This is a genomic window from Aliiroseovarius sp. PTFE2010 (assembly GCF_049943335.1).
GTDB lineage: Bacteria > Pseudomonadota > Alphaproteobacteria > Rhodobacterales > Rhodobacteraceae > JBNFVY01.
On the sequence record NZ_JBNFVY010000001.1, the window covers coordinates 763524 to 785629 of the forward strand.

28 protein-coding genes and 1 riboswitch are annotated in these 22106 nt (G+C 63.0%); of the genes, 17 read left to right on the forward strand and 11 right to left on the reverse strand.

Annotation, left to right across the window (positions count from 1 at the left end):
• Positions 1 to 208: 208 nt before the first annotated feature.
• Positions 209 to 487, forward strand: a complete 279-nt coding sequence (locus ACP2AV_RS03695; protein WP_426371297.1) for a GNAT family N-acetyltransferase — start codon at positions 209 to 211, stop codon at positions 485 to 487.
• Positions 488 to 623: 136 nt separating this feature from the next.
• Here ACP2AV_RS03695 and ACP2AV_RS03700 read toward each other — a convergent pair whose 3' ends face one another.
• The 3 genes from ACP2AV_RS03700 to ACP2AV_RS03710 form a co-directional block, all read right to left on the reverse strand.
• Entirely contained in the window at positions 624 to 773 is a 150-nt protein-coding gene (locus tag ACP2AV_RS03700) for a hypothetical protein (protein WP_426371298.1), read from the reverse strand.
• A gap of 451 nt (positions 774 to 1224) precedes the next feature.
• Positions 1225 to 1404 carry a Flp family type IVb pilin gene (locus ACP2AV_RS03705; RefSeq protein WP_426371299.1) on the reverse strand — a complete coding sequence of 60 codons (180 nt, stop codon included), beginning with the start codon at positions 1402 to 1404 and terminating at the stop codon, positions 1225 to 1227.
• Between the two features lie 140 nt (positions 1405 to 1544).
• Positions 1545 to 2264, reverse strand: coding sequence for a response regulator (locus ACP2AV_RS03710; protein ID WP_426371300.1), 720 nt, complete (start codon positions 2262 to 2264; stop codon positions 1545 to 1547).
• Positions 2265 to 2406: 142 nt separating this feature from the next.
• On the opposite strand from ACP2AV_RS03710, the gene mce reads away from it, so the two are divergent.
• Together mce and ACP2AV_RS03720 are read left to right on the forward strand one after the other, a co-directional pair.
• A complete protein-coding gene (gene mce, locus ACP2AV_RS03715; protein ID WP_426371301.1) occupies positions 2407 to 2811 on the forward strand; it encodes a methylmalonyl-CoA epimerase in 405 nt (134 codons plus the stop codon).
• Entirely contained in the window at positions 2811 to 3095 is a 285-nt protein-coding gene (locus ACP2AV_RS03720) for a DUF1467 family protein (RefSeq protein ID WP_426371302.1), read from the forward strand. The genes mce and ACP2AV_RS03720 overlap by 1 nt, the downstream gene beginning before the upstream one ends.
• Here ACP2AV_RS03720 and ACP2AV_RS03725 read toward each other — a convergent pair.
• Positions 3092 to 3790 (reverse strand): EI24 domain-containing protein, encoded by a 699-nt coding sequence (locus tag ACP2AV_RS03725; protein WP_426371303.1) that lies wholly within the window; start codon positions 3788 to 3790, stop codon positions 3092 to 3094. The two genes, ACP2AV_RS03720 and ACP2AV_RS03725, sit on opposite strands and share 4 nt — an antisense overlap.
• Positions 3787 to 4365 (reverse strand): nitroreductase family protein, encoded by a 579-nt coding sequence (locus ACP2AV_RS03730; protein WP_426371304.1) that lies wholly within the window; start codon positions 4363 to 4365, stop codon positions 3787 to 3789. Before ACP2AV_RS03730 ends, ACP2AV_RS03725 begins: the two co-directional genes overlap by 4 nt.
• Before the next feature lie 129 nt (positions 4366 to 4494).
• Between ACP2AV_RS03730 and ACP2AV_RS03735 the strand changes: the two genes are divergently transcribed.
• The gene (locus ACP2AV_RS03735; RefSeq protein ID WP_426371305.1) at positions 4495 to 4755 is read left to right on the forward strand and encodes a DUF167 domain-containing protein; all 261 of its coding nucleotides are present in this window, start codon (positions 4495 to 4497) and stop codon (positions 4753 to 4755) included.
• Positions 4756 to 4758: 3 nt separating this feature from the next.
• Here the strand turns inward: ACP2AV_RS03735 and ACP2AV_RS03740 are convergent, their stop codons facing one another.
• Complete coding sequence (locus tag ACP2AV_RS03740) at positions 4759 to 5001, reverse strand: hypothetical protein (RefSeq protein ID WP_426371306.1); 243 nt, start codon at positions 4999 to 5001, stop codon at positions 4759 to 4761.
• Between the two features lie 111 nt (positions 5002 to 5112).
• On the opposite strand from ACP2AV_RS03740, the gene ACP2AV_RS03745 reads away from it, so the two are divergent.
• The 3 genes from ACP2AV_RS03745 to ACP2AV_RS03755 all read left to right on the forward strand — a co-directional run bounded on the left by ACP2AV_RS03745 (position 5113) and on the right by ACP2AV_RS03755 (position 6802).
• Positions 5113 to 5808 (forward strand): M48 family metallopeptidase, encoded by a 696-nt coding sequence (locus tag ACP2AV_RS03745; protein ID WP_426371307.1) that lies wholly within the window; start codon positions 5113 to 5115, stop codon positions 5806 to 5808.
• A 429-nt stretch (positions 5809 to 6237) separates the two neighbouring features.
• Complete coding sequence (locus ACP2AV_RS03750) at positions 6238 to 6540, forward strand: DUF6455 family protein (RefSeq protein WP_426371308.1); 303 nt, start codon at positions 6238 to 6240, stop codon at positions 6538 to 6540.
• A 1-nt stretch (position 6541) separates the two neighbouring features.
• On the forward strand, positions 6542 to 6802 hold the full coding sequence (locus tag ACP2AV_RS03755) for a DUF6455 family protein (protein ID WP_426371309.1): 261 nt from the start codon (positions 6542 to 6544) through the stop codon (positions 6800 to 6802).
• Positions 6803 to 7386: 584 nt separating this feature from the next.
• Here the strand turns inward: ACP2AV_RS03755 and ACP2AV_RS03760 are convergent.
• The 3 genes from ACP2AV_RS03760 to cobU are packed head-to-tail and all read right to left on the reverse strand — an operon-like array spanning position 7387 to position 9651.
• Entirely contained in the window at positions 7387 to 8121 is a 735-nt protein-coding gene (locus tag ACP2AV_RS03760; protein ID WP_426371310.1) for an adenosylcobinamide-GDP ribazoletransferase, read from the reverse strand.
• Positions 8118 to 9134, reverse strand: coding sequence for a nicotinate-nucleotide--dimethylbenzimidazole phosphoribosyltransferase (gene cobT, locus ACP2AV_RS03765; RefSeq protein WP_426371311.1), 1017 nt, complete (start codon positions 9132 to 9134; stop codon positions 8118 to 8120). The genes ACP2AV_RS03760 and cobT overlap by 4 nt, the downstream gene beginning before the upstream one ends.
• On the reverse strand, positions 9118 to 9651 hold the full coding sequence (gene cobU, locus ACP2AV_RS03770) for a bifunctional adenosylcobinamide kinase/adenosylcobinamide-phosphate guanylyltransferase (RefSeq protein ID WP_426371312.1): 534 nt from the start codon (positions 9649 to 9651) through the stop codon (positions 9118 to 9120). The genes cobT and cobU overlap by 17 nt, the downstream gene beginning before the upstream one ends.
• A 65-nt stretch (positions 9652 to 9716) precedes the next feature.
• On the opposite strand from cobU, the gene ACP2AV_RS03775 reads away from it, so the two are divergent.
• Genes ACP2AV_RS03775 through bluB form a run of 5 tightly spaced genes read left to right on the forward strand, consistent with a single transcriptional unit; the run spans position 9717 to position 13596 of the window.
• Positions 9717 to 10283, forward strand: coding sequence for a histidine phosphatase family protein (locus ACP2AV_RS03775; protein WP_426371313.1), 567 nt, complete (start codon positions 9717 to 9719; stop codon positions 10281 to 10283).
• Positions 10280 to 11056 (forward strand): hypothetical protein, encoded by a 777-nt coding sequence (locus ACP2AV_RS03780; protein ID WP_426371314.1) that lies wholly within the window; start codon positions 10280 to 10282, stop codon positions 11054 to 11056. The genes ACP2AV_RS03775 and ACP2AV_RS03780 overlap by 4 nt, the downstream gene beginning before the upstream one ends.
• Entirely contained in the window at positions 11053 to 11988 is a 936-nt protein-coding gene (cbiB, locus tag ACP2AV_RS03785; RefSeq protein ID WP_426371315.1) for an adenosylcobinamide-phosphate synthase CbiB, read from the forward strand. Before ACP2AV_RS03780 ends, cbiB begins: the two co-directional genes overlap by 4 nt.
• A 16-nt stretch (positions 11989 to 12004) precedes the next feature.
• The gene (gene cobD / locus ACP2AV_RS03790) at positions 12005 to 12976 is read left to right on the forward strand and encodes a threonine-phosphate decarboxylase CobD (RefSeq protein ID WP_426371363.1); all 972 of its coding nucleotides are present in this window, start codon (positions 12005 to 12007) and stop codon (positions 12974 to 12976) included.
• Positions 12973 to 13596 carry a 5,6-dimethylbenzimidazole synthase gene (gene bluB / locus ACP2AV_RS03795; RefSeq protein WP_426371316.1) on the forward strand — a complete coding sequence of 208 codons (624 nt, stop codon included), beginning with the start codon at positions 12973 to 12975 and terminating at the stop codon, positions 13594 to 13596. Before cobD ends, bluB begins: the two co-directional genes overlap by 4 nt.
• 3 nt (positions 13597 to 13599) lie before the next feature.
• Here bluB and ACP2AV_RS03800 read toward each other — a convergent pair whose 3' ends face one another.
• Together ACP2AV_RS03800 and cobO are read right to left on the reverse strand one after the other, a co-directional pair.
• Positions 13600 to 15048: a cobyric acid synthase gene (locus ACP2AV_RS03800; RefSeq protein WP_426371317.1), complete on the reverse strand. Its 1449-nt coding sequence runs from the start codon at positions 15046 to 15048 to the stop codon at positions 13600 to 13602.
• A 3-nt stretch (positions 15049 to 15051) separates the two neighbouring features.
• Positions 15052 to 15663 (reverse strand): cob(I)yrinic acid a,c-diamide adenosyltransferase, encoded by a 612-nt coding sequence (gene cobO, locus ACP2AV_RS03805; RefSeq protein WP_426371318.1) that lies wholly within the window; start codon positions 15661 to 15663, stop codon positions 15052 to 15054.
• Positions 15664 to 15701: 38 nt separating this feature from the next.
• Positions 15702 to 15908: riboswitch (cobalamin riboswitch) on the forward strand.
• 92 nt (positions 15909 to 16000) lie between these two features.
• On the opposite strand from cobO, the gene ACP2AV_RS03810 reads away from it, so the two are divergent.
• The 5 genes from ACP2AV_RS03810 to ACP2AV_RS03830 all read left to right on the forward strand — a co-directional run.
• On the forward strand, positions 16001 to 16399 hold the full coding sequence (locus ACP2AV_RS03810; protein ID WP_426371319.1) for a DUF1636 family protein: 399 nt from the start codon (positions 16001 to 16003) through the stop codon (positions 16397 to 16399).
• Position 16400: 1 nt separating this feature from the next.
• Entirely contained in the window at positions 16401 to 17456 is a 1056-nt protein-coding gene (gene cobW, locus ACP2AV_RS03815) for a cobalamin biosynthesis protein CobW (RefSeq protein ID WP_426371320.1), read from the forward strand.
• Between the two features lie 15 nt (positions 17457 to 17471).
• The gene (cobN, locus tag ACP2AV_RS03820) at positions 17472 to 20771 is read left to right on the forward strand and encodes a cobaltochelatase subunit CobN (RefSeq protein WP_426371321.1); all 3300 of its coding nucleotides are present in this window, start codon (positions 17472 to 17474) and stop codon (positions 20769 to 20771) included.
• Positions 20768 to 21913, forward strand: a complete 1146-nt coding sequence (locus ACP2AV_RS03825; protein WP_426371322.1) for a cobalamin biosynthesis protein CobG — start codon at positions 20768 to 20770, stop codon at positions 21911 to 21913. The genes cobN and ACP2AV_RS03825 overlap by 4 nt, the downstream gene beginning before the upstream one ends.
• Positions 21914 to 22106: precorrin-8X methylmutase (locus ACP2AV_RS03830; RefSeq protein ID WP_426371323.1), on the forward strand; the 193-nt coding region annotated here is incomplete at its 3' end. It abuts the gene before it with no gap.

Here is a 22106-nt window from a genome sequence, read left to right on the forward strand (position 1 = left end):
CATGTGGTGATGGGTGGGCGATAAACCCGTTCCACGCCGAAGGTCCGTTTACGGACCATCGGGGTATGAGGGTACGTACGCCGAGCCATCCTTTTGCCGATGCCGCGGCTTTGCGCGATCAGATCGTGACGCAGCGCATAGCACACGACCAGATGCACCGGGCGGTGCGCGCATGGCGGACGGGCATCTGGGCGGGACGATGACGCGGATGGCTCCTCCCACAAGGTCGTTCAAATTAGACTATCTCGTGTTTGCCTCGCGCCTTCAGCGCATTCGCGATGCCAGCGAAGAATTCACTCTGTTGACCCGATGGGCATTTGAGGTTGGCTATTGGCGGTTCGAATGGGAATGCAGTGCGGCGAACCTGGCCTCGCGCCGGGCGGCCCAGCGGCTGTGGTTCAGCTGCGGAGGTGTTTTCCGCCAAGCCGCGCCCATCAAGGGACGCAATGGCGATATGTCGTGGTTCGCGGCGATTGATGGCGAATGACACCGGCCGCGTGCGGCTTGCGATACAGGGTTGGCGCCAAATGATTTCGCTGCGGATCACCCGCAACGGATAAGCATCAAGAGGCACGGCTCAGTGACCTGATCGCGCCCGTTTTGGCCGCAAAGGATCTGGCGCTTCAGTCCGCCAGGTGATCTTCCTTTTTCTTTTCGATCAGGCGCAGTTCGTTTTCCTTTTTGGTTGTGAACTGGGTGCCATAGCCTTGGATTTCGCTTTCGTCGACAACATCCCTGGCACGCGAAAATACCTCGTCGTCTTCTTCGTCCATGTGGTGGACCTAATCATGCTTGAGCGTCTTGAAACGCGTCATCCATCCGGGAGATGACATGTCCAATTCGTTCAATTATTGCGGGATTTCGTCGATTTCAGCGTGTCCTTGCACAGAATGACGCGCTGCGTCCTCACCCCAGGTCTTTGAAGCCAATTTGGAATAGAACGTTTGTTCTTCTGCCGCTGCGTGCGATTTGACGTGGCGGTAGCATTCGGTTCAGGCATCGCGGCGTTTCTGACTGTCGCCGGTGGTTTCGGCAATGGCGTCAAGCAGGGTCCGGTGGTGGACGTGGTCTCGCTTGATGGCTGAATAGATATCGGTCATTGCGCGTCTCCCCATGTGCTACAGGGCGAACGCGATCAAGCCTGCATGGTTCCGTTTTAACGCCTGAAAACACCTAAGGCCCCAGTCGGAAACAGGGGCCTTTTTCGTAGTCTTTAGGGAAAGATCAGCTACTTGCGTAGGTTTCGATCCGATCGTTCGTGCGGGTCGCCAGATCGGTCGTCGCGCCGCCGGCCGAAGCCATGATTGCGACCGCGAGACCGACGAGCCCGGCCGTGAGAACAATCCAGTCAATAGTTACCGAACCTTCTTCTTCGCTGGCAAAGCGTTGAAACAATTTTTCCAAAACCGGTCCCTCCAACCAGGATACGCAGCGGCAGTTGCGGCGTCGTTGGAGGCAAGATGGCGGCCAATTGGGGCAGGAATTGGGAACAGGCGCGCCGAAACATGGGTGGTTTCAGCGCAATTTGACGAGCATCGATCGCGTCAGATGGCTTGCCGCGCGCCCAGTCTATCCTGGACCAATCCGGCAATACGCGCGACGTCAGACTGATAGGGTGTGCCGGTCATGCGGCGCGTGGCCAAAGAAGACGCCGCTTTTTCAAGGGGTTCGTCGCCGGCACTGCGTGCAACGCCGGCCAGAAACTGGGCCACATAGTCCAGCGTATTGTCATCTGAACCCGCTGTCAGGATGTCTGCGACATGGGCCAGATCATCCATCAGGGCCAGCGGGTCGGGGTGGACAATGTCATCTGACAATTGGCGCAGGCCCACAGGCTGCGCATCTTCCGGCATGACGGACAGAATCAAGCTCTGGAATTCTGCCAGCGACCCAATCGGTTTATCAAGGAACCGGTCAGCGCCTGCCTTGAGCGCTGCTGCTTCGCCGTCTGGATCACCTGACATGCCAATGATGCCTTGGGCGCGCGGGTGGGCATTTGCCAACTCGTTGATCAGGTCCGCGCCCGATCCGTCCGGCAGGCCCAGATCGATGATCACCGCGCTGGGTCGGTACACTTTCAGATGGCGGCGCGCAGCGGTCAACGATGCTGCGCGGCGAATCCTTGCGCCCGATCGCAAGCAGAGCAGGCGCAGCGCTTCGCAGGCGAACCGACTGTCTTCGACGACCAGAACGGTCAGGCCCAACAGGGGACGTTCGGCTGTAGGGTGTTGCATCATCATGAACGGGTCTAGATCATCTGCCATCGTCTTTCTCCGGCTGTGTGAGTCGGATTAAACAGGCGTTTTGGTGAATCCCACGTTAATGCCCACCAACCTGCGCCAATGCGTCGCTTGGCAGCGGTGGGCGGCTCTGGCATTACACGCGCCAAACGCAGGAGGAATGAATATGATCGGACGTCTCAACCATGTGGCCATCGCAGTACCGGACCTGGAGGCGGCCAGCGCGCAGTATCGCGACACCTTGGGGGCCAAGGTGAACCCGCCGCAAGATGAACCCGATCATGGGGTCACCGTGGTTTTCATTGAATTGCCGAACACCAAGATCGAATTGCTCTACCCTCTGGGCGACGCGTCGCCCATCCAGGGGTTTCTGGACAAGAACCCGTCGGGCGGCATTCATCACATGTGCTACGAGGTCGCCGATATCATCGCCGCGCGCGACAAGCTGAAATCCGAAGGCGCGCGCGTATTGGGCAACGGCGAGCCAAAGATCGGCGCGCATGGCAAGCCGGTCCTGTTCCTGCACCCCAAGGACTTCAACGGCTGCCTGATCGAACTTGAGCAGGTCTGATGGCGGTTACATCCGCCCTCGTCCTGTTGGCCGTGACATGGTTCATGGTCATGTTCGTGACCCTGCCGTTCGGGCTGCGCACCCAAGGGGATGAAAAAAAACGCCTCAAAGGAACCCATGCCGGGGCGCCAGCGAACTTCCAGCTCAAACGAACTGTGAAAAAGGTGACGCTGATTGCCTTGGTAATCTGGGTGGTCGAGGTCACGGCGATATCGACCACCGACCTGACGTGGCACGATCTGGACTGGACAGAAAGCCTGCCGCCCGTAGGCGAAAAACGTTAGACCCGTGCGAGCCGGTGGAAGATATGGGTGAAGGTTGCCACGCCCAAAACCGGGACGAGCAGGTTGAGGACGGGTACGGTCAGCGGGATTGCCATGAGGGCCCCCGCGATCCAGATCTCCATCGCGTGGCGTCGGCGGGCGCTCTTGGCTCCGGCACGGCCCAGATGGCGCATGGCCACCATCTGGAAATACTCACGCCCCAAAAGAAACCCGTTCATCGCCCAGAATACCAGGGGGGCGGCGATATTGGTCAGCAGATAGATCAGAAGCGCCGCGATATTGGCGGCGACGATCACCCCCAGAAAAGACAGGCTGTCGACCAGCGTTTCGGTAAAGCTGATCGGGGTGGCCGCAGGAAGGGTGGGGTAGTGTCGATCTTCGACCGCGTCGGCCACGTCTTCCAGAAAAAACCCGGTGAACATTGACGCAACCGGCACCATCAGGAACACGGACGCCACCATCATCAGCAGGATCGATGCGCCGGACAGCAAATTGTCGACCCAGGTGATTTCCCCGATCCAGGGCAGGGTGAAACTGTCCGGGGTTATCCACCCGACAAACCAGAAAAATACCGCGTAGACCGCAAACAGCAACAGAATCGTCAGCCCGACGCCCAGCAACAGCACCCGCTGAAAGCGTCGATCCCCAAGTTGGCCGATCGCCTTCAGGAAATCCGAAAGAATAGAAACAATCATGCGCGCGACCAATCGGTGATCGCGTCCAGATCAGGGCGCGGGCGTTCCGGCGGCGTGTTGGTTTGCGAGCCGATATGGATCAGCCCGGCAACGGTTTCGCCTTCGCCCAGATTCAGCGCGTCGCGGCAAAAGTCGGGGTCATGGCTGGCCCATCCGGACAGCCAATTCGCGCCCCAGCCTGCCGCCAAGGCTGCGTTCAAAAGGGCAAGGCACACTGCGCCGGCGGAATAAAGTTGTTCGATCAAGGGAATTTTCGGGTTCTCCTTGGGCGCGGCCACGACAACTACCGCCAAATGCGCGTCGGCATATTGGCGTTGCGCCTTTTCAATTTTTTCGTCTTCGATCCCCAAGGCCGCGCCCCGCGCCGGGATTTTCGCGGCAATCTCCTGCAGCGCGCCGTGCCCCAACACGATGAAACGCCACGGTTCCAGTTTGCCATGATCGGGGGTGCGGGCCGCCGCAGTCAGGATCGGGATTAACTCATCGCGCGTCGGGACCGGCGTTGTCAGCGTCTTGGCCGGACGGGATCGGCGATTGAGCAGGAATTCGAGGGCCGCGGGGTTGGCGTGTGGCATCAACGTAAATCACCTTCTTTTCTTGATAATGCACATGTCGGCGTTTCCAATGCATGGATCAAGCCTTTACTATCGATTCATGGCGATGGCCTGCTGCGCAGGCGCCACGGTCAGGCAGGGGAGCAGCGTATGGCGGACATAGCCGATTTGAGTGATCTTGCGGTGTCTGGGGCCGAAATCGCTGTGCGGGTGACGCCCAAGGCATCGCGCAACCGGCTGACGCGGGACGGCGATGCGATCCGTGTCTATGTCACTGCGCTGCCGGCAGGCGGACAAGCCAATACCGCCGCAATCGCCCTGCTGTCCAAGGGGCTGGGCATTGCCAAAAGCCGCATTTCGCTAAAGCGCGGGGGACGCGCGCGCGACAAGGTCTTTGTGATCAATGCCTGAAAGTCAGCGCGATTTGGGGTCAACCAGACGATAAATGCCTTCGGGCAGGTCCAGCGCAGCACTGATGTCGCGCAGCTGGGCAAGCGACAGCGTGATTTTCTGAACCCGATCCGTGCGCGGGTCGACCTGTTCGATTGTCACGCAATCCTCAAAGGCTGAAATAATGATGTCTTCTTGAAGATGCGGGCTGCCTTCATCAACAAGGGTGATGACGGTCGCGTCGAAGTCGTGTTCGATGGTAAACATGGTGTCAGCCTAAGGCGCGCGCAAGAATTTGAAAAGCAGGCTTGTTGAGCAGACTGGACCTGTCAAGAACTGCGCGCTAACGTCCCGGTCGATAAAACAAAGGGAACCCCGATGAAAGCACCCTTGTGGCTGGCTGCTCTGGCGCTTTGTGCCTGTGTAACGACTGAACCATCTGCGGATGTCAGCGCACCAGTGGCCCGTGCCAACACCGGCAGTGGCACCATTGCCATGTTTCGCGATGTGGTGAGCCGGGTCGAACCCTTGGCCGAAAGCGTCTGCAAGGCCGAAGCGAAACCGGGTGCGAATTGCGATTTCAAAGTCGTCGTCGATTCGCGCGAAAACCAGCCCCCCAACGCGTATCAGTCGGTTGATAGCACAGGCCGCCCGGTTCTGACCTTTACGGAGCCGCTGATCCGCCAGGTGCAAAACGCGGATGAACTTGCCTTTGTCATGGGCCACGAAGCCGCGCACCACATCTCGGGCCACTTGGACAGGACGCAGCAGTCTGCCGTGCTGGGCGGGATCGCTGGGATCGTCTTGGGAATTGCCGTGGGCGGGGGGGCGGATCTTGTGGACATGACCACGGATATCGGCGCAAGCGTGGGCGCGCGGGCGTATTCCAAGAGCTATGAGCTTGAGGCGGACCAGTTGGGGACGGTCATTGCCTTTCGCGCGGGCTACAACCCGGAACGCGGCGCACAGTTCTTTACGCGCATCCCCGATCCGGGCGACCGTTTCCTTGGCACCCACCCGCCGAACGGTCAGCGGATCGAAACCGTGCGCCGGACGATGGCGTCGTTACGATAGTTGGCCCGCTGGCCGGCATGGCGCTGTTTCAATCATTGAACGGCGCGCAACGACAGGCTGCAAATCGACATTCCGATCCCGAAACCCTGCGCCGCAGCTGACGGCGGCGCAGACAGTTGTTGTCTGGCTGACGATGGCCATTCTGCCAGCCCCACGTGGATGGAAAAGTCGCAGCACGGCGCAGAGGGCGACGGCATCCAGCGTCAGCACGGCTCGGTTACTCGTGCAAAGCGTGACCTCCAAGCGGCCGGGCGAATCCTACCCGGAAATGTTGAACATCTGACCCAACCGCTGGCGCCTTTTTCAACCGATCAGGTCTTCCAAATGGCGCGCTAGTTTCCCTGGCGTAGGCGTAGCGACGCCTTACCTTGCATTCGTCCGGTTGATCCGGATCAAGGTCAAGTCCTGCGGCCGGTGCTTGATTGGTTCATGAAAGACACCAACGTATCAGCATGGAGTAGGACGATGATCGGTTTCGAACGGCTTGAAAAACACGAACGACTGGTCAACAAAATGGCCGATACCTTGGGCGTTGATCTGGTCGAAGAGGTCCAGCGCGGTAATCTTGCGCCCTCTGAATTGCGAAACCGTGTCTTTCGCTGCGTCGGATGTGACAGCGCGGATGCCTGTGCAGACTGGCTGCGCGCGCACCCTGACGGGACGGATGGCGCACCCGAATTTTGCCGGAACGGGAAAATGTTCGCGGATCTGGCCGCGCGCAAGGGGGTGTGAGATGACGGGTATGAAAGCACCCAAGCGAGATGCGCTGTTGTTGGATGGTATGGCCGACAAGTTGGACGCCGATCTTGTCTACGCCCGCGCTGACCGCACGTTGACACAGGCGGCGGCTACCGAAATGGCCGAACGCTGCAAACAGTGCACCAAACGCGACGACTGCATCATGTGGTTGGTGAATCATGACGGCGGGGCGGCCAAGGCACCGCCGTTCTGCCTGAATGCAGAAACGCTTGATTTCTTGGCCATGAACGGCTGACCACGCATCTGACCCGGCCCAATAAGCAAACGCCGACGGGACCAACCGCCGGCGTTTCGCGTTGTATCCCCTGCGCGTCATCCCTGCGCGCGTTGGAAAACAATAAGTAGGCGTTCGAGTAAGGTTAGGTAATCAAATACTAGGTAGTGTTTTTTTTTGGTCCACTCACGGATGCAACAACAGCTTGCAAACGCCTATAGCTTTGTTAGCACTTTTTTAACCTTCGCGTAAGGGCTTCGTTTGGGTTCAAACTTGGGAAATTACAAATATTTGTTTCCAAAACGGAAACCAGCTCACGCATAGGATGAAACACTGCCTTCTGCGATAGTGGTTCGCGCGAGCCGCGATTCGATCAAGCGGCCCGATTCCCTCTTGATCCGGTGCCACGATGGGCGCGGGCGTGTAGAATAAGCAGGTGTTGGCCCGCCATTTTGCCTGTGGTGTCTTCTGACATCTTCCAAGGGTAACCTTTGGCGTTTGCAGACATCACGTGCGCCACAAGAAGCTGCCGGCACGTCGCACCCGCGCCCGCCAGCCGCCGGACACGCAAACGCAAATGGCTCAATTCATTGCGTGCGTTCGCGTCATTGCCCTGTTTGGCAGGCAAGCGCGACCCAAATCGCTGTCTCTGAAAGAAGTTGTGCCGCCCCGAGCACATCGCCCGTCTGGCCGCCGATCTTGCGCCGCGCTTGGTAGCCCACCAGGGCGACCGCGACGATGCAGACAACAAGTGGGATCGGCCAGAAAAGAAGCGCCGCACCTACCATCAGCGCCAGAACACCGCGCGCCGCCCTTGATGGCCCTGCTGCCATCGTCGCCATGCCATCAGCCCGGGCCGGGGGCAAAATGTCCTGAACGGTCATCATACCTCCGCGACTAATCATTGCCGCCCCGACGAAGGCCATGGGGCCGGGGGCGACCGCCATGACCGAAGCGGCCCAAAGCCCGGACACAACGACAATCGCAAGCACACCGTAACTGCCGATGCGGCTGTCGCGCATGATTTCAAGAGCGTGGCTCTTGTCGCGTCCGCCACCGATGCCGTCGGCATAATCTGCCAGCCCGTCAAAATGCAGCGCGCCTGTCAAAAGGGCCAGCCACGCCAGCGCCAGCAAGGCGGCAACCCCAGAGGGCGCGCCCAACGCCAGTGCGCCGGCATGCGCGGCCCAAGTCAACAGACCGACCAGCGCGCCTGCAATCGGGAAGGCCCACCGGGCTTGGGCCAGCCCCGGCGCTGCACCATTGATGCGCCCGACCGGTAGCCTGGTCAGCAGCATCACCGCCACTTGCAGTTCAGACAGGCGACGACGCAGGTTCATCCGTCTGACACACCGGCTTCGTCGAAGGTCGCCATGCCGTTGTGACATTCGAGCGCGGCGCGCAGCAGGCCCAGTGCCAGCGCCGCGCCCGACCCTTCGCCAAGTGCCATGTCCAGCGACAATATTGGCTCTTGGTTCATCGCTTCCAGCAGCTTTCTATGGCCCGGTTCGCGGCTGGCATGGCCCACGACGCAATGACCAAGGAACCGCGGGTCGGCTACATACAAAGGCACCGTGGCGGCGGTGCAGATGAACCCGTCAAGTATGACCGGGATCCGCAACGCCCGCGCCTGCACGACGGCCCCACAGATCGCGGCCTGTTCGCGCCCGCCCAGAGCGGCAAGAATGCCCAACCCGACCGCGTCGCCATTGCGCGCGCAGGCCCGGGACACTGCGTCGACCTTCCGCGTCAGTCCAGCATCGTCAGATCCGGTGCCGCGTCCGACCCAATCCGCCGGCTCACCGCCAAACCCGGCCTGCGCCATCGCCGCGGCGATTGTTGAATTGCCGATCCCCATTTCCCCCAGGATCAACACGCTTGCGCCCGGATCGACTGCCTCGGCGCCGCGCCGCATCGCCGCCAGTGTTTCATCCTGGGACATCGCGACGCCTTGGGTGATGTCGCCGGTGGGTCGATCAAGATCCAGTGCGATCACAGACAGCGCGGCGCCATTTGCCCGGCAAAGCTGATTGATGGCCGCGCCGCCCTGTTCGAAATTGACGACCATCTGCGCCGTGACCTCTTGGGGAAACGGATTTACCCCCTGCGCACAGACCCCGTGATTTCCCGCGAATATCAATGCCTGCGCCCGTTCAACTGTCGGGCGGTCCGTGCCCTGCCAGCCGGCCATGAAAATCGCCAGCGCCTCGAGCCGGCCCAATGCGCCGGGGGGCTTGGTCAGCTTGTTCTGCCGGTCAGTGGCGGCGCGGGCTGCATCAGAATCGTGCGCAGGCAAACTGTCGACAAGCGCAGCAACGTCGTTCAGCGTCCTGAGGTCAGAAAAGATCGTCATTGGGTTTCACCTTCATCGGATAGCCTGCCACGGCAAGCCAGACTTCATCGCAGGCCCCAGCCACGGCCTGATTGACGTGACCGGCCGCGTCGCGAAACGCGCGGGCCAGCCTGTTTTCGGGGACGATGCCCAGACCGACCTCATTGGACACGAAGACAATCGGCGCGCTCTGTTCGGCCACCGTCTGGATCAGCGCATCGGTTTCGGCGTGCCAATCGGCATCATCGAGCATCAGATTGGTGAGCCACAGTGTCAGGCAATCCACCAGCCGCGGTACGTCTCCATCGGTCTTGCGCAGCGCCGCGACCAGATCGGTCGGGGCATCCACATCGTCCCAGGCATCCGGACTGCGCCGGGCCTTGTGCGCCGCGATGCGCGCGGCCATTTCGCTGTCCCCGTCATAAATCCGCGCCGTCGCGATATAGATGGCGCGCCCGCAGGGCTGCAGCGCCTTGCGTTCGGCCAATGTGGATTTGCCCGAACGGGCGCCGCCGGTGATCAGTATCGACTTTTGCATGGTCTTGTGGGAAAGCATTTTCCGACACGAAAAGAAAGCCGAAAGCCGACATCTTGGGCACCAAAATGAATTCCAGCGCGGAGTTGATCCTGATCCGTCACGCGCCGGTAGCGATCCCAGGCCGCCTGTTTGGACGGACCGATGTCATGGCGCGCATAGACCCCGCCGCCATCTCTGCGCTCAGGGCGCAGCTCAGCCCGGTTTCGCAGGTCATCAGCAGCCCCGCCCTGCGCTGTCAGCAGACCGCCGAAGCATTGTTTGACGGCCACACGTTGGATGCGCGCCTCTGGGAGCAGGACTTCGGCGACCACGATGGTCTGGCCTTTGACCAATTGCCAGACCTTGGGGTTCTGGCCAGCGAAGACCTTGCACAACATGCCGCGCCGGGCGGTGAAAGCTTTGCCGAACTGTGCGATCGCCTGGCCCCCGTGCTGACGGAATACGGGCGGAAAGCATGGGCCAGCGGCCCTGTGACCTTGGTGGTCCACGCCGGTGTGATCCGCGCCGCGCTGGCGCTGGTCAGTGGACATGTGCCGGGCGGATTGGCGTTTGAAGTTGCGAACCTGTCGGTGACCCGGCTGCGCTGCGGACCCGATGGCCCCTTGTCGGTGATCGAGGTCAACCGCACATGAATTGCGCGACTGTCACCGCGCATTTCGGGGAATGGGTGCAGGGGCGGCTTGGCCCAAATGGCCCGGTCGTGCTGGTGACGATGGTCTGTCCAAAGCTGCACGTATCCGCGCCTGGCGCAGTCGCCGCGCCTTTTACTGCGGACGTTCTGAACCGCTTTGCCGCGCAGTTGGGACTGGGCGCGTTGCCAGCGGGAATTACGCGCAACTTCCCGCTTGGGATCGGGGCAGGGGCCTCGACTGCGGCGCTGGTGGCAATGGCCAGGGCGGCAGGCTACGACGGCCCGCCCGAGCAATTGGCGCGGGCGTGTCTTTGTGCTGAAAAGGCCAGCGATCCGCTCATGTTCCCAAACCCGGATCGGCTTCTTTGGGCCTCGCGTCAGGGGCGGGTTGTGCGCGCCATGGCCGGACCGCCCCGCGCGGCCATCCTGGGCGGGCTATGGGGCAACCCCGTTCAGACGGACGCCGAGGACGAGGCGTTCGACGACGTGAGCGACCTTGTCGAAGATTGGGCGCAAGCCGCCGCGCACGGCGATCTGGCGCGACTGGGCGCGGTCGCCAGCGAATCCGCCCGCCGTTGCAGCGCGCGACGGGGGCCGCCGGACCCAATGGCGGACCTGGCGCAGGATCTGGGCGCGCTTGCGGTAGTGCGTGCTCATACCGGCTCGGCCAGGGGGTTGGTCTTTGCCCCCGGCGCGGTTCCGGTACGGGGCGCGGATGCGCTGCGCGAGGCCGGCCTGACGGATGTGCTGACCTTCGAGACGGGGGGCGCATGACTTTTGCTCTGATGATGCTGGGGGGTCTGGCGCTGGACCTGGCATTTGGCTGGCCGGGCAGGCTCTATGCGCTGGTGGGTCACCCTGTGACCTGGCTGGCGCGGGTGATCTCGGCTTGTGAAGGACGGCTGAACCGGGGGCCACGTCAGCGTAGGTTAAGCACCGGGGCGCTGACGGCATTTGTGGTCATAGCGCTTGCCGTGGGTCCGGCCTGGGCGGTCCAGGGGATGCTGCCCGGCGGGTGGATCGGCGTCGTGATCGGGTCAGTGCTGGCATGGCCACTGATCGCGATGCGTTCGATGCACGATCATGTTGTCGCCGTCGCGCGCCCCTTGGCTGGGGGCGATCTGACCGAAGCGCGCCGCGCGGTCAGCATGATCGTCGGGCGCAACCCGGACCGGATGGACAGCGCCGCAGTTGCGCGCGCCGCGACCGAAAGCCTGGCGGAAAACACATCAGACGGGATCGTCGCCCCGCTTTTCTGGGGCGCCCTTCTGGGGCTGCCGGGGATTTATGCCTACAAGGCGATCAACACGATGGATTCGATGATCGCTCACCGTAACGACCGTTACGAAGCCTTCGGCAAGACGGCAGCGCGGCTGGATGATCTGGTGAACTGGTTGCCCGCGCGACTGACGGGGCTTGCGTTCGCCTGCGTGTCCCGCCATCTTCGGCGCGCCCTTTTGGTCATGTTCCGGGACGCGCCCAAGCATCGGTCGCCCAATGCCGGCTGGCCCGAAAGCGCCATGGCTGGCGCGCTGGGCGTTCGCCTGTCAGGCCCGCGGATGTATGACGGTGACGTCGCGCACGAACCGTGGTTGAACGAAGGCGCCCCCGACCCGCAGCCGCACGACCTGCAGCGCGCGCTTTCGCTCTATCGCAGGGTCATGGGTCTTTGCGGGGTTGCGCTGGCCGGCCTGGCGCTGCTCTAAGACGCGCATGGATGAGATACGAGATCACGGCGGCAATCTTGATGCGGCGATGGCCCGTCTGGGCGGCGCGCCTGAAGACTGGCTGGACCTTTCTACCGGGATCAATCCGGCGCCATACCCGCTGCCCGCGATTGCCGCCGAGTCCTGGGCGGTGCTGCCGCGCAAAGCCGACATGGCCCGCCTGTGCCAGGCCGCGGCGCACGCCTATCGCACGTCGGCCCGAGTCATTGCGATGAACGGCGCGCAAGGCGCAATTCAGATCGTGCCATGGCTGCGTGCGCCGGGGCGCGCGCGCGTTCTGGCCCCAACCTATAACGAACATGCTGCGACATTGCGCGCCTGTGGCTGGCAAGTGGATGAGGTGGGCGAGTACACGGCGCTGGCCGGGGCGGATCTGGCGGTGGTGGTCAATCCCAACAACCCCGATGGTCGCCGGACCGCACCCGAGACCCTGCGCCAGCTTGCGGGCCAGGTCGGCGTGCTGATCATTGACGAAAGCTTTGCCGATCCTGAACCGGAATTGTCCTTTGCGCCGCAGCTTGTGGAAGACAACATCGTGGTGCTGCGCTCTTTCGGGAAATTCTATGGTCTGGCGGGGCTGCGGTTGGGATTTGCGCTTGCCAACGGCGGTCTGGCAGACCGTTTGGCTGAACACGCGGGTCCCTGGCCGGTTTCCGGCCCAGCGATCCAGATCGCCAGCCGCGCCCTGATGGACCGCGCCTGGAAGGACCGGACAATCGCGTTGCTGCAATCGGGGGCAAGCAGACTCGACACATTGGCCAGCCGTGCTGGATGGCGCTTGGTTGGCGGAACCACGCTGTTTCGCACCTATCAGACCGGCAACGCCGCAGCAGCGCAGCAAGCACTGGCCGCGCACCGGGTCTGGAGCCGGATCTTTCCCTATTCAGACAGCTGGATACGCTTGGGTCTGCCCGACGGGGATAGGCAATGGGACCAGCTGGCCAAGGCGATGGCGGCCGAAGGATGAAACTGACCCAAGCCCATCAGGACACCCTGCAGACGATCCTGGCATGGCGGCGCGACACACGCCATTTCCGCACCGATCCGCTTGCGCCCACAGTGCTGGATACCCTGCGCCAGGCGATGGACAGCGCGCCCTCGGTCGGCAATTCAAGGCCCTGGCGTGTTCTGCGCGTCGTGGACAAGACCCTGCGGGCCAAGGTCAGCGCAGATTTTGAGCGCAGCAATGCAGCGGCTGCCCAAGGCTATGAGGACGCTTCGCGCGAGGCCTACATGGCGCTGAAACTTGCCGGGCTGAACCAAGCCCCCGAGCATCTGGCCATTTTCACCGAAACCGCGCCGATCGAAGGCCGGGGTTTGGGGCGGCAAACCATGCCGCAAACATTAGAGCAATCGACGGCGATGGCGATCCACGCGCTCTGGCTCATGGCGCGGGCCTGCAATGTCGGCGTCGGCATGGTGTCGATCATCGACCCCGATCGTATCGCGGCATTGTTCGAGGTGCCCGAAACCTGGCGTTTTACGGCCTATCTTTGTATCGGTTACCCTGAGTTCGACGATGACACCCCGTTGTTGCATCGGGTGGGCTGGCAAGAGAACACGCCGACCCGCTGGCAAATACGCTAACGCTCATCGCCCAAGGGCCAGCAGCCCCGCAACATCCAGGTGTGTTTCCAGATGATCGGCCAGCGCATCCAGCGTTTGCTCCAGCGTCTCTTCATAGTTGACGCCGGACGGCGTGGCGCCCAACCGGCGCAGCCATGCGGCCCGAAAGGCATCATCGGCGAACATTCCATGCAGGTAACTGCCGGACACGCGCCCATCAGGCGCGACCGCGCCTTCGGGTTCGCCGTCCACATCGGCAAAGGGGCGCGCGCGATCGGGCCCTTCGGACTGCCCGATGTGGATTTCGTATCCGCGAAACGGCAAATCCGTGTCCGTATGGCGCGCGCAGACCTCGCGCAGGTTTTTGTCCCCGCCCATCCGGGTTCGGATGTCCAGCAGACCCAGTCCGCGCGTCGCGCCGGGCGGGCCTTCGATACCGTCCGGATCGGCCACCTCATGGCCCAGCATCTGGTATCCGCCGCAGATGCCCAGCACATGTCCGCCGCGCCGATAATGGGCGATCAGATCGATATCCCACCCCTGTGCCCGCAGAAAAGCCAGATCGCCGCGTGTTGATTTCGTGCCGGGCAGGATTACCAGATCCGCATCTGCGGGAATCGGCTGACCAGGGGGCAGCATTGTCATCCGCATGTCCGGTTCCTGCGTGAGCGGATCAATATCATCGAAATTGGCAATCCGGCTGAGGCGCAGACACGCGATGTGAAACCCGTTGGCCCGAACTGGCGCGCCGATGTCGAGCGCGTCTTCGGCCGGCAGTTTCCAGGCGTCGCTAAACCACGGGACCACACCAAACCCCCGCCAGCCGGTATGCTGTTCAATCATGGCATAGCCATCGTCGAACAGGCTTGGATCGCCGCGAAACTTGTTGACCAGAAACCCCTGGACGCGGCCCGCATCTTGGGGCGCCATCACCGCTTGTGTTCCGACGATTTGGGCAATGACGCCGCCACGGTCGATATCGCCGCACAGTACGACCGGCACCTCTGCCGCCTCGGCAAAACCCATGTTGGCGATGTCGCCCTTGCGCAGATTCACCTCGGCAGGGCTGCCTGCGCCTTCGACGATCACCAGATCATGGGCGGCGCGCAACCGGTGGAAGCTGTCCAGAACCGCATTCAAAAGCTGCGGTTTCAGCCGGGCATAATCGCGCGCGCGCGCCGTTGTCAGCCGCTTGCCCTGAACAATGACCTGGGCACCAGTGTCTGTTTCGGGCTTGAGAAGTACCGGGTTCATGTCCGTATGCGGGGCCAGCCCGCAGGCCCGCGCCTGCAGCGCCTGCGCCCGCCCGATTTCATGGCCCTCTTGCGCCACAGCGGCGTTGTTGGACATGTTCTGCGGCTTGAACGGCGCAACAGAAATACCGCGCCGCCGCGCCGCCCGGCACAGCCCAGCGACAAGCATGGACTTGCCCACATTGGACCCGGTGCCCTGGACCATCAACGCGCGCGCCATGACTCAGAACTCCACGCCCGCCTGTGCCTTTATCCCGTCGCGGAACGGATGTTTGATCAACGACATCTCGGTCACCAGATCTGCGGCTTCGATCAACTCGGGCTTGGCGTTGCGCCCTGTCAGGCAGACATGTGTCATGTCAGGTTTTTCATGCAGCAGGAAATCCACGACCTCGTCGATATCGAGATAATCATAGCGCAAAGCGATATTGATCTCGTCCAGCAGTACAAACCGGATTTGCGGATCCAGGATCTGTTCCTTGGCGATCTTCCAGCCGTTTTGTGCCGCTGCGATGTCGCGCTCGCGATCCTGCGTTTCCCAGGTAAAGCCTTCGCCGGATACGAAAAAACGGCATTCGTCCGCAAATCGTTCCCGCAGAAAGGTCTTTTCACCTGTGTCCCAGTTCGCCTTGATGAACTGAACGACAGCGGCGGGCATCCCGTGGGCGATGCAGCGCATGATCATGCCAAACCCAGCGGATGATTTCCCTTTGCCCGTTCCGGTATGGACGATGATCAGTCCTTTTTCCTCGGTCTTGGTTTCCATCATCTTGTCGCGCGCGGCCTTGATTTTGCGCATCTTCTCGGTGTGGCGGGCGTTTTCGTCTTTGCTCATTTTGACATCCTCTTTCTTGACAAGCCCCGGGGATTCGGACCATCTGGCGCGGTGTTGGTGCCTGTGTAAACAGGTGAATAGGGAATGTGCAGCCGCGATATTTGCGGTCAAGCACAGCCGCCCCCGCGACCGTGACCGGAGACGGCAGCTCAGAACCACTGGCAAAGGCCGGGAAGGATGAGCCGCCACTGGGCAATCGCCCGAGATCCGGAAGCCGGGAGACCTGCCAGCACGAACCGCTTGAAACCGGACGGGGTGTTTCGGTGACGGGATGCTGCCCGGTGTTCGGGTCTGTTCCGCCATCTTACCCGCGTCCCATGACCATGGGACCGAGGATATGGAAGCCAAGGCGAAAAGCCAGCCACAGACCGAATTGCTCGTTTGTGTCAAATGCCGGCGCGGGCAAGAAATCCCGTCAGATGCGCGTCGGCCGGGGCAGGCACTTTATGACGGGCTCACCGGGCTCGATCGCATCGAAGACCTGCGCATCACCCCTGTCGAATGCCTGCAGAACTGCGATCACGGTTGCACGGTTGCGCTGCGCGGCGGCGATGCGAAATGGACATATGTCTTTGCAAACGTCGATGAAATGTCGCATCCCGAAATGATACTTATGGGGGCGACCCAGTATCACGACAGCGCCGATGGTGTCATTCCCTGGCGCGAGCGCCCCGAACATTTCAAACGCAACTGCGTTGCGCGCATTCCCCCAGTCACCCAATCCCAGGAGTCCTGACATGACCAATCTTGCGAAACTGCCGGTCACGGTGATCACGGGCTTTCTCGGGTCGGGCAAGACCACGTTGATCTCGCATCTGATGCAAAACCCCGGTGGCAAACGGCTGGCCGTGGTGGTCAATGAATTCGGCGACGTGGGCGTTGACGGAGAGATCCTCAAGGGCTGCGCCATCCCCGATTGCCCGGCGGAAAACATCATGGAACTGGCCAATGGCTGCATCTGCTGCACCGTCGCGGACGAATTCATCCCTACGATCGAGGCGCTGATGGCGCTTGATCCGCGCCCGGACCACATCCTGATCGAAACATCTGGCCTTGCCCTGCCCAAGCCCCTGCTGAAGGCGTTCGATTGGCCCGATATCCGTTCGAAAATCACCGTGGACGGCGTGATCGCGCTGGCCGATGCCGAAGCGGTGGCGGCGGGCCGCTTTGCGCCCAACGTGGCGGCGGTGGATGCGCAGCGCGCCGCCGATGACAGCCTGGACCATGAAACGCCGCTCTCGGAAGTGTTCGAAGACCAGATATCCTGCGCCGATATCATTCTATTGACCAAACCCGATCTGGCCGGCCCCGACGGCGTGGCCAAGGCCAAAGAGATCATTGCCGCCGAGGCGCCCCGCCCGTTGCCCGTCGTGGAAGTGGCCGAAGGCGTGGTCGACCCCCGCGTGATCCTGGGGCTGGAAGCCGCAGCCGAGGATGACATGGACGCCCGCCCGTCACATCACGATGATCACGATGACCATGAACACGACGATTTCGAATCCATTGTCGTGGACATTCCCGAACTGACCGATCCGGCAGACCTGGTGCGGGCCATCGAGACCTTGGCCAAGGCGAACAACATTCTGCGCGTCAAGGGCTATGCAAGCGTGTCCGGCAAGCCGATGCGTCTTCTGGTGCAAGCCGTGGGCGCGCGGGTGCGCCATCAATATGATCGCCCATGGAAGGTAGAAGAGCCGCGCACCGGGCGGCTGGTGGTCATTGGCGAACATGACGACATCGACCGCGATGCCATCCTTGCGGTACTCAATCCCGCCGCGCAGGCCGCCGAGTAAGCGGAAACACCTGCCATGCATGTCGTGTTCCGCGAAAGCCACGGTCTGGAAGAGCTAGACACCCCGACCGACCTGGGCCAGGACCCGGCGGATCTGGTGGTTCTGTCCTTTTCCGACAGTGACCTTGGCGCGTTCGCGGAAGGGTGGCGGCGGGGTGGCGGGCCCGAGGGGCGGCTGCCGTCCTTGCGTCTGGCGAACCTGGCCGCGCTGCGCCATCCGCTGTCCGTCGATACCTATGTCGAAAATACACTGGTCGGGGCCAAGGGGATCCTGATCCGGCTGATCGGCGGGGTATCCTATTGGGAATACGGCGTGCAGCAGGTCCTTGCGCTGGCGCGGCGTAACGCGATTGCCGTGGCCGTGCTGCCCGCAGACGGGCGGGAAGACACGCGGCTTGACGCGTTTTCAACCTTGCCCGTGTCGACCCTGCGCCGCTTGGCAGATTTGTGTGATGCGGGCGGGGCGGTCGCAGCGCAGGCCGCGCTGGCGCAAATGGCGCTGGCGGCGGGGCTCTATGGCGCGCCGGTGCGCGGGGCCAAGTCTGTCCCGCCTGTTGGCGCCTGGACCCCGCACGATGGTGTGGCCTGCCCGCTGGCGGACATGCCCGTCAGTGACGATCCGCGCGTCCTGATCGTTTTTTACCGGTCCTATCTGGTGGCGGCAGATCTTGCGCCGGTCACAGCCTTGGTTGATGCCTTTCGTGCGCAGGGCTATCACGTGCGCGCGCTTTTCGTGCCGTCGCTGAAAGCCCCCGATGTCGGGGGGTGGCTGGCCCGGCAGGCGCGCGCCTATGCGCCCGATGCCATCGTGAACGCCACCGCCTTCAGCGGCAAGGGCGCGGCGGTGAACTCTCCGCTGGATGCGGGTGATGCGCCGGTGTTTCAGGTCGCGTTGGCCACCTCGACGCGCGCGGCCTGGCGCGAAGCGGAACGGGGCCTGTCGCCCGCTGATCTGGCGATGCATGTCGTCCTGCCCGAGGTTGACGGCCGGCTGATGGGCGGTGTCGTGTCCTTCAAAGAGCCAGGCCCACGCGACCCGGATCTGCAATTCTCGCGTTTCGCGCATATCGCCGATGCCGAGCGTATCAGCGCCGTGGTGGCCCGTGTGCGCGGCTGGCTGGATCTGGCGGCAAAACCGGCGCGTGAGCGGCGCGTGGCGCTGATGCTCTCGACCTATCCCGGCAAGGATTGGAATATGGGTCACGCGGTTGGGCTGGATGCCCCGGCGTCGGCCCGTGCGATCCTGTCGGATCTGGCGCAGGCCGGATATGATGTGGACCCGGCCGTGCCCGATCTTGAAACACGGCTGCTGGCGCGTGAGATGACCCTGCCTGTTGAAACATACCAGCGCTATCTGACCCAGCTGCCCGAACGTCTAATTGATGATTTGCACGCGGCGTGGGGCGCGCCGGAAGACGATGACAGTGTCACTGACGGTGCCTTTCACTTTGCTGCGCTGCGCCTTGCACGCACGATTGTGGCGCTTCAGCCCGAGCGCGGCACGCCAAAGCTGCGTGACGATGAATATCATGACCTGTCGCGCACCCCGCGCCACGCCTATGTGGCCTTCTACCTGTGGCTACAGCGTCAGGCGGACGCGCTGGTGCATATCGGCGCACATGGCACGTTGGAATGGCTGCCGGGCAAATCCGTGGCGCTGTCCGGCGATTGCTGGCCCGAAGTGCTGACCGGCGCATTGCCGGTGATCTATCCCTTTATCGTCAACGACCCGGGCGAAGCCGCACAGGCCAAACGCCGCATCGGCGCTGTGACCCTGGGGCATGTGCCCCCGCCGATGCGCCAGAGCCAGACGCCTGACAGGCTGTCCCGTCTTGAGGCGCTGCTCGACGAATTTTCGAACGCCGATGGGCTGGACCCAAAGCGCCGCGACCGGCTCCAGGCGGATATCCGAACCGAAGCGCAAGTGCTGGGGGTCGAGGATGACCTGGGGCTTGACCGCGCCGCGTCCACAGCTGAGGCGATCGCACGGATCGATCGCTTTGTTTGCGACATCAAGGAAAGCCAGTTCGGCGAAGGGCTGCATATCTGGGGCCGTGCCCCGCAAACGGTCGGGGCGTTTGATGCAACCGAGTCGGCCGGGGCCGAGCGCCGCGCCTTGCTGGCCGCGCTGGACGGGCGTCGCATTGCGGCTGGGCCCGCAGGTTCGCCCTATCGCGGGCGGCGCGACGTGCTTCCCACCGGGCGCAACCTGTTCACCACGGATCCGCGCGCCGTGCCCACCCGCGCCGCCTATGCCCAGGGGGTGAAGCTGGCCGAAGAACTGGTGCGCCGGCATCTGCAAGAAGAAGGCGACTGGCCGCGCGGGTTGATCGTTGATCTGTGGGGCTCTGCCACCATGCGCACCGCGGGCGAAGAATTTGCCATGGCGCTGCATCTGCTGGGGGTGCGCCCGGTTTGGGACAAGGGGTCTGAGCGGGTGTCGGGGGTAGAGGTGCTGCCGATCGCCGAACTGGACCGGCCCCGCATCGACGTGACGCTGCGGGTCTCGGGCTTGTTTCGCGATGTGTTCCCGGCACTTTCGTCGCTTTTTGCCCAGGCCATCCGCGCGCTGGCCATGCGCGATGAAGCCCCCGACTGGAACCCCTATGTCGGCCAGGCCCCGGCGGCGCGGGTCTATGGGCCGGCGCCGGGCCAGTTCGGCCTTGGCATGGGCGCCGCGTTGGACAGTTTCACCCCCGAGGCCCGCGCGCAGGCCGGGCAGGCCTGGCTGGATGCGTCGGCCTGGGCGCTGGACGGCGACAACGCGACCCATGACATGCGCGGGCTGCGCGCACGCGTGGCTCAGGCGGACAGCTTTGTGCATTTGCAGGATCTGCCCGAAACCGATCTGCTGCTGGCTTCGGACTATGCCGCGCATGAGGCGGGCTTTGCCGCGGCCCAGGCGATCACGGGCGGTCGCGCCACGCTGTATCATCTGGACGTGACGAACCCGGATACGCCCCGCGCCCGCCTGCTGCCCGAAGAGATCGCCCGGGTGGTGCAGGCGCGTGCGTCGAACCCGCGCTGGATTGCCGGCATGCGCGCGCATGGCTTTCGCGGCGCGGCAGAAATTGCCGCCACGCTCGATCACCTGGCCAGTTTTGCGCATCTTGCCGATGCGGTTGGCCCCCATTTGTTTGATGCCTATCACGAAGCCACACTGGGCGATCCAGAGACAGACGCCTTTCTGCAAGACGCCAACCCCGAGGCCCACGCCGCAATGCGCGATACGTTTCGCGCTTTGCATGAGTCCGGTCTGTGGCAGACGCGGCGCAATTCCATTCTGGCCGAACTTCAGGACAGGACACACACATGAGCAGCACTGCAGCGCCCCCCATCGTGCAAGGCTGGTGTCCCGGCGCGCATCGCCCGATGATGTCGGGCGACGGGCTGGTGGTGCGGGTGCGCCCATTTCGCGCGACGCTGTCGCCGGCCCAGGTGGGCGGGCTCTGCGATCTGGCGCGACGCTATGGAAATGGCACGCTGGATCTGACCTCGCGGGCAAATCTGCAGATCCGTGCTGTGGCCGAACCCGATTTTCCCGCTGTTCTGGCGGCGCTGGGGGCGTTGGGCCTGCTGGACGCTGATCCCGCTGTCGAAGGCCATCGCAACATCCTTATGGCCCCGGACTGGGTTGCGGGCGGGTTGACCGACAGGCTCTACGGGGCGCTGCAGGACACCTTGCCGACCTTGCCCGAGCTGCCAGAAAAGATGGGCTATGCGATCGACACCGGTGCCGCGCCGTGGCTGGCGGGCGGATCGGCAGATTTCCGCTTTGAACTGGATGCTGACGGCGGGCTGCTGCTGCGCGCTGATGGCGCGGTCACAGGCCTTCGCATCGACGAATCCTCTGCGATCGCGGCCTTGTCGGACATGGTGGCGTGGTTTGTCGCGACCGGCGGGCCAGCGGCCGGTCGGATGGCCCGGCATCTGCGCAACACCCCGCTTCCGCAGGCGTGGCAAGTCACCGCGCCGCGCACATGCGCACCGCCACCAACGCCCGGCCCGACGCATGACGGCGTAATTCTTGGCGCGCCTTTTGGCAGCCTTTCCGCCGAAGCTCTGGACCAAGCGATGCAGGCCCCCGGTGTCACTGAAATGCGGCTCATGCTGGGGCGGCTTTTCTGGCTGCGCGGCGCCCGCGCCGCGGATGTGCAAGGGTTCATCGCAACACCCGGATCGGCGCTGTTGACCGCCCATGCCTGCCCCGGCGCGCCGCTGTGCCCGCAAGCCACGGTGGAAACGCGCGCGCTGGCTGAGCGGCTGGCAGATCAGGTGCCCGGAACCCTGCATGTGTCGGGCTGTGCCAAGGGCTGCGCCTTGCCCCGGCGCGCAGATGTGACCCTGACGGGGCGAAACGGGCGCTTTGATCTTGTGACAAACGGCGCTCCGTGGGAAGAGCCTACAGCCACAGGGTTGGCCCCCCACGACCTTCATGACCTGAGCGGAATCGCCTGAATGCCATACCAATACGAAAAAGACGGCGCGGCCATCTATGCCGAAAGCTTTGCCACCATCCGCGCCGAAGCCAACCTGTCACGCTTCGATCCGGATGAAGAGCAGATCGCCGTGCGCATGATCCACGCCGCCGGGCTGGTAGGGCTAGAGGAGCACATCCGCTTTTCACCCGGCTTTGCCCGCGCGGCCCGGG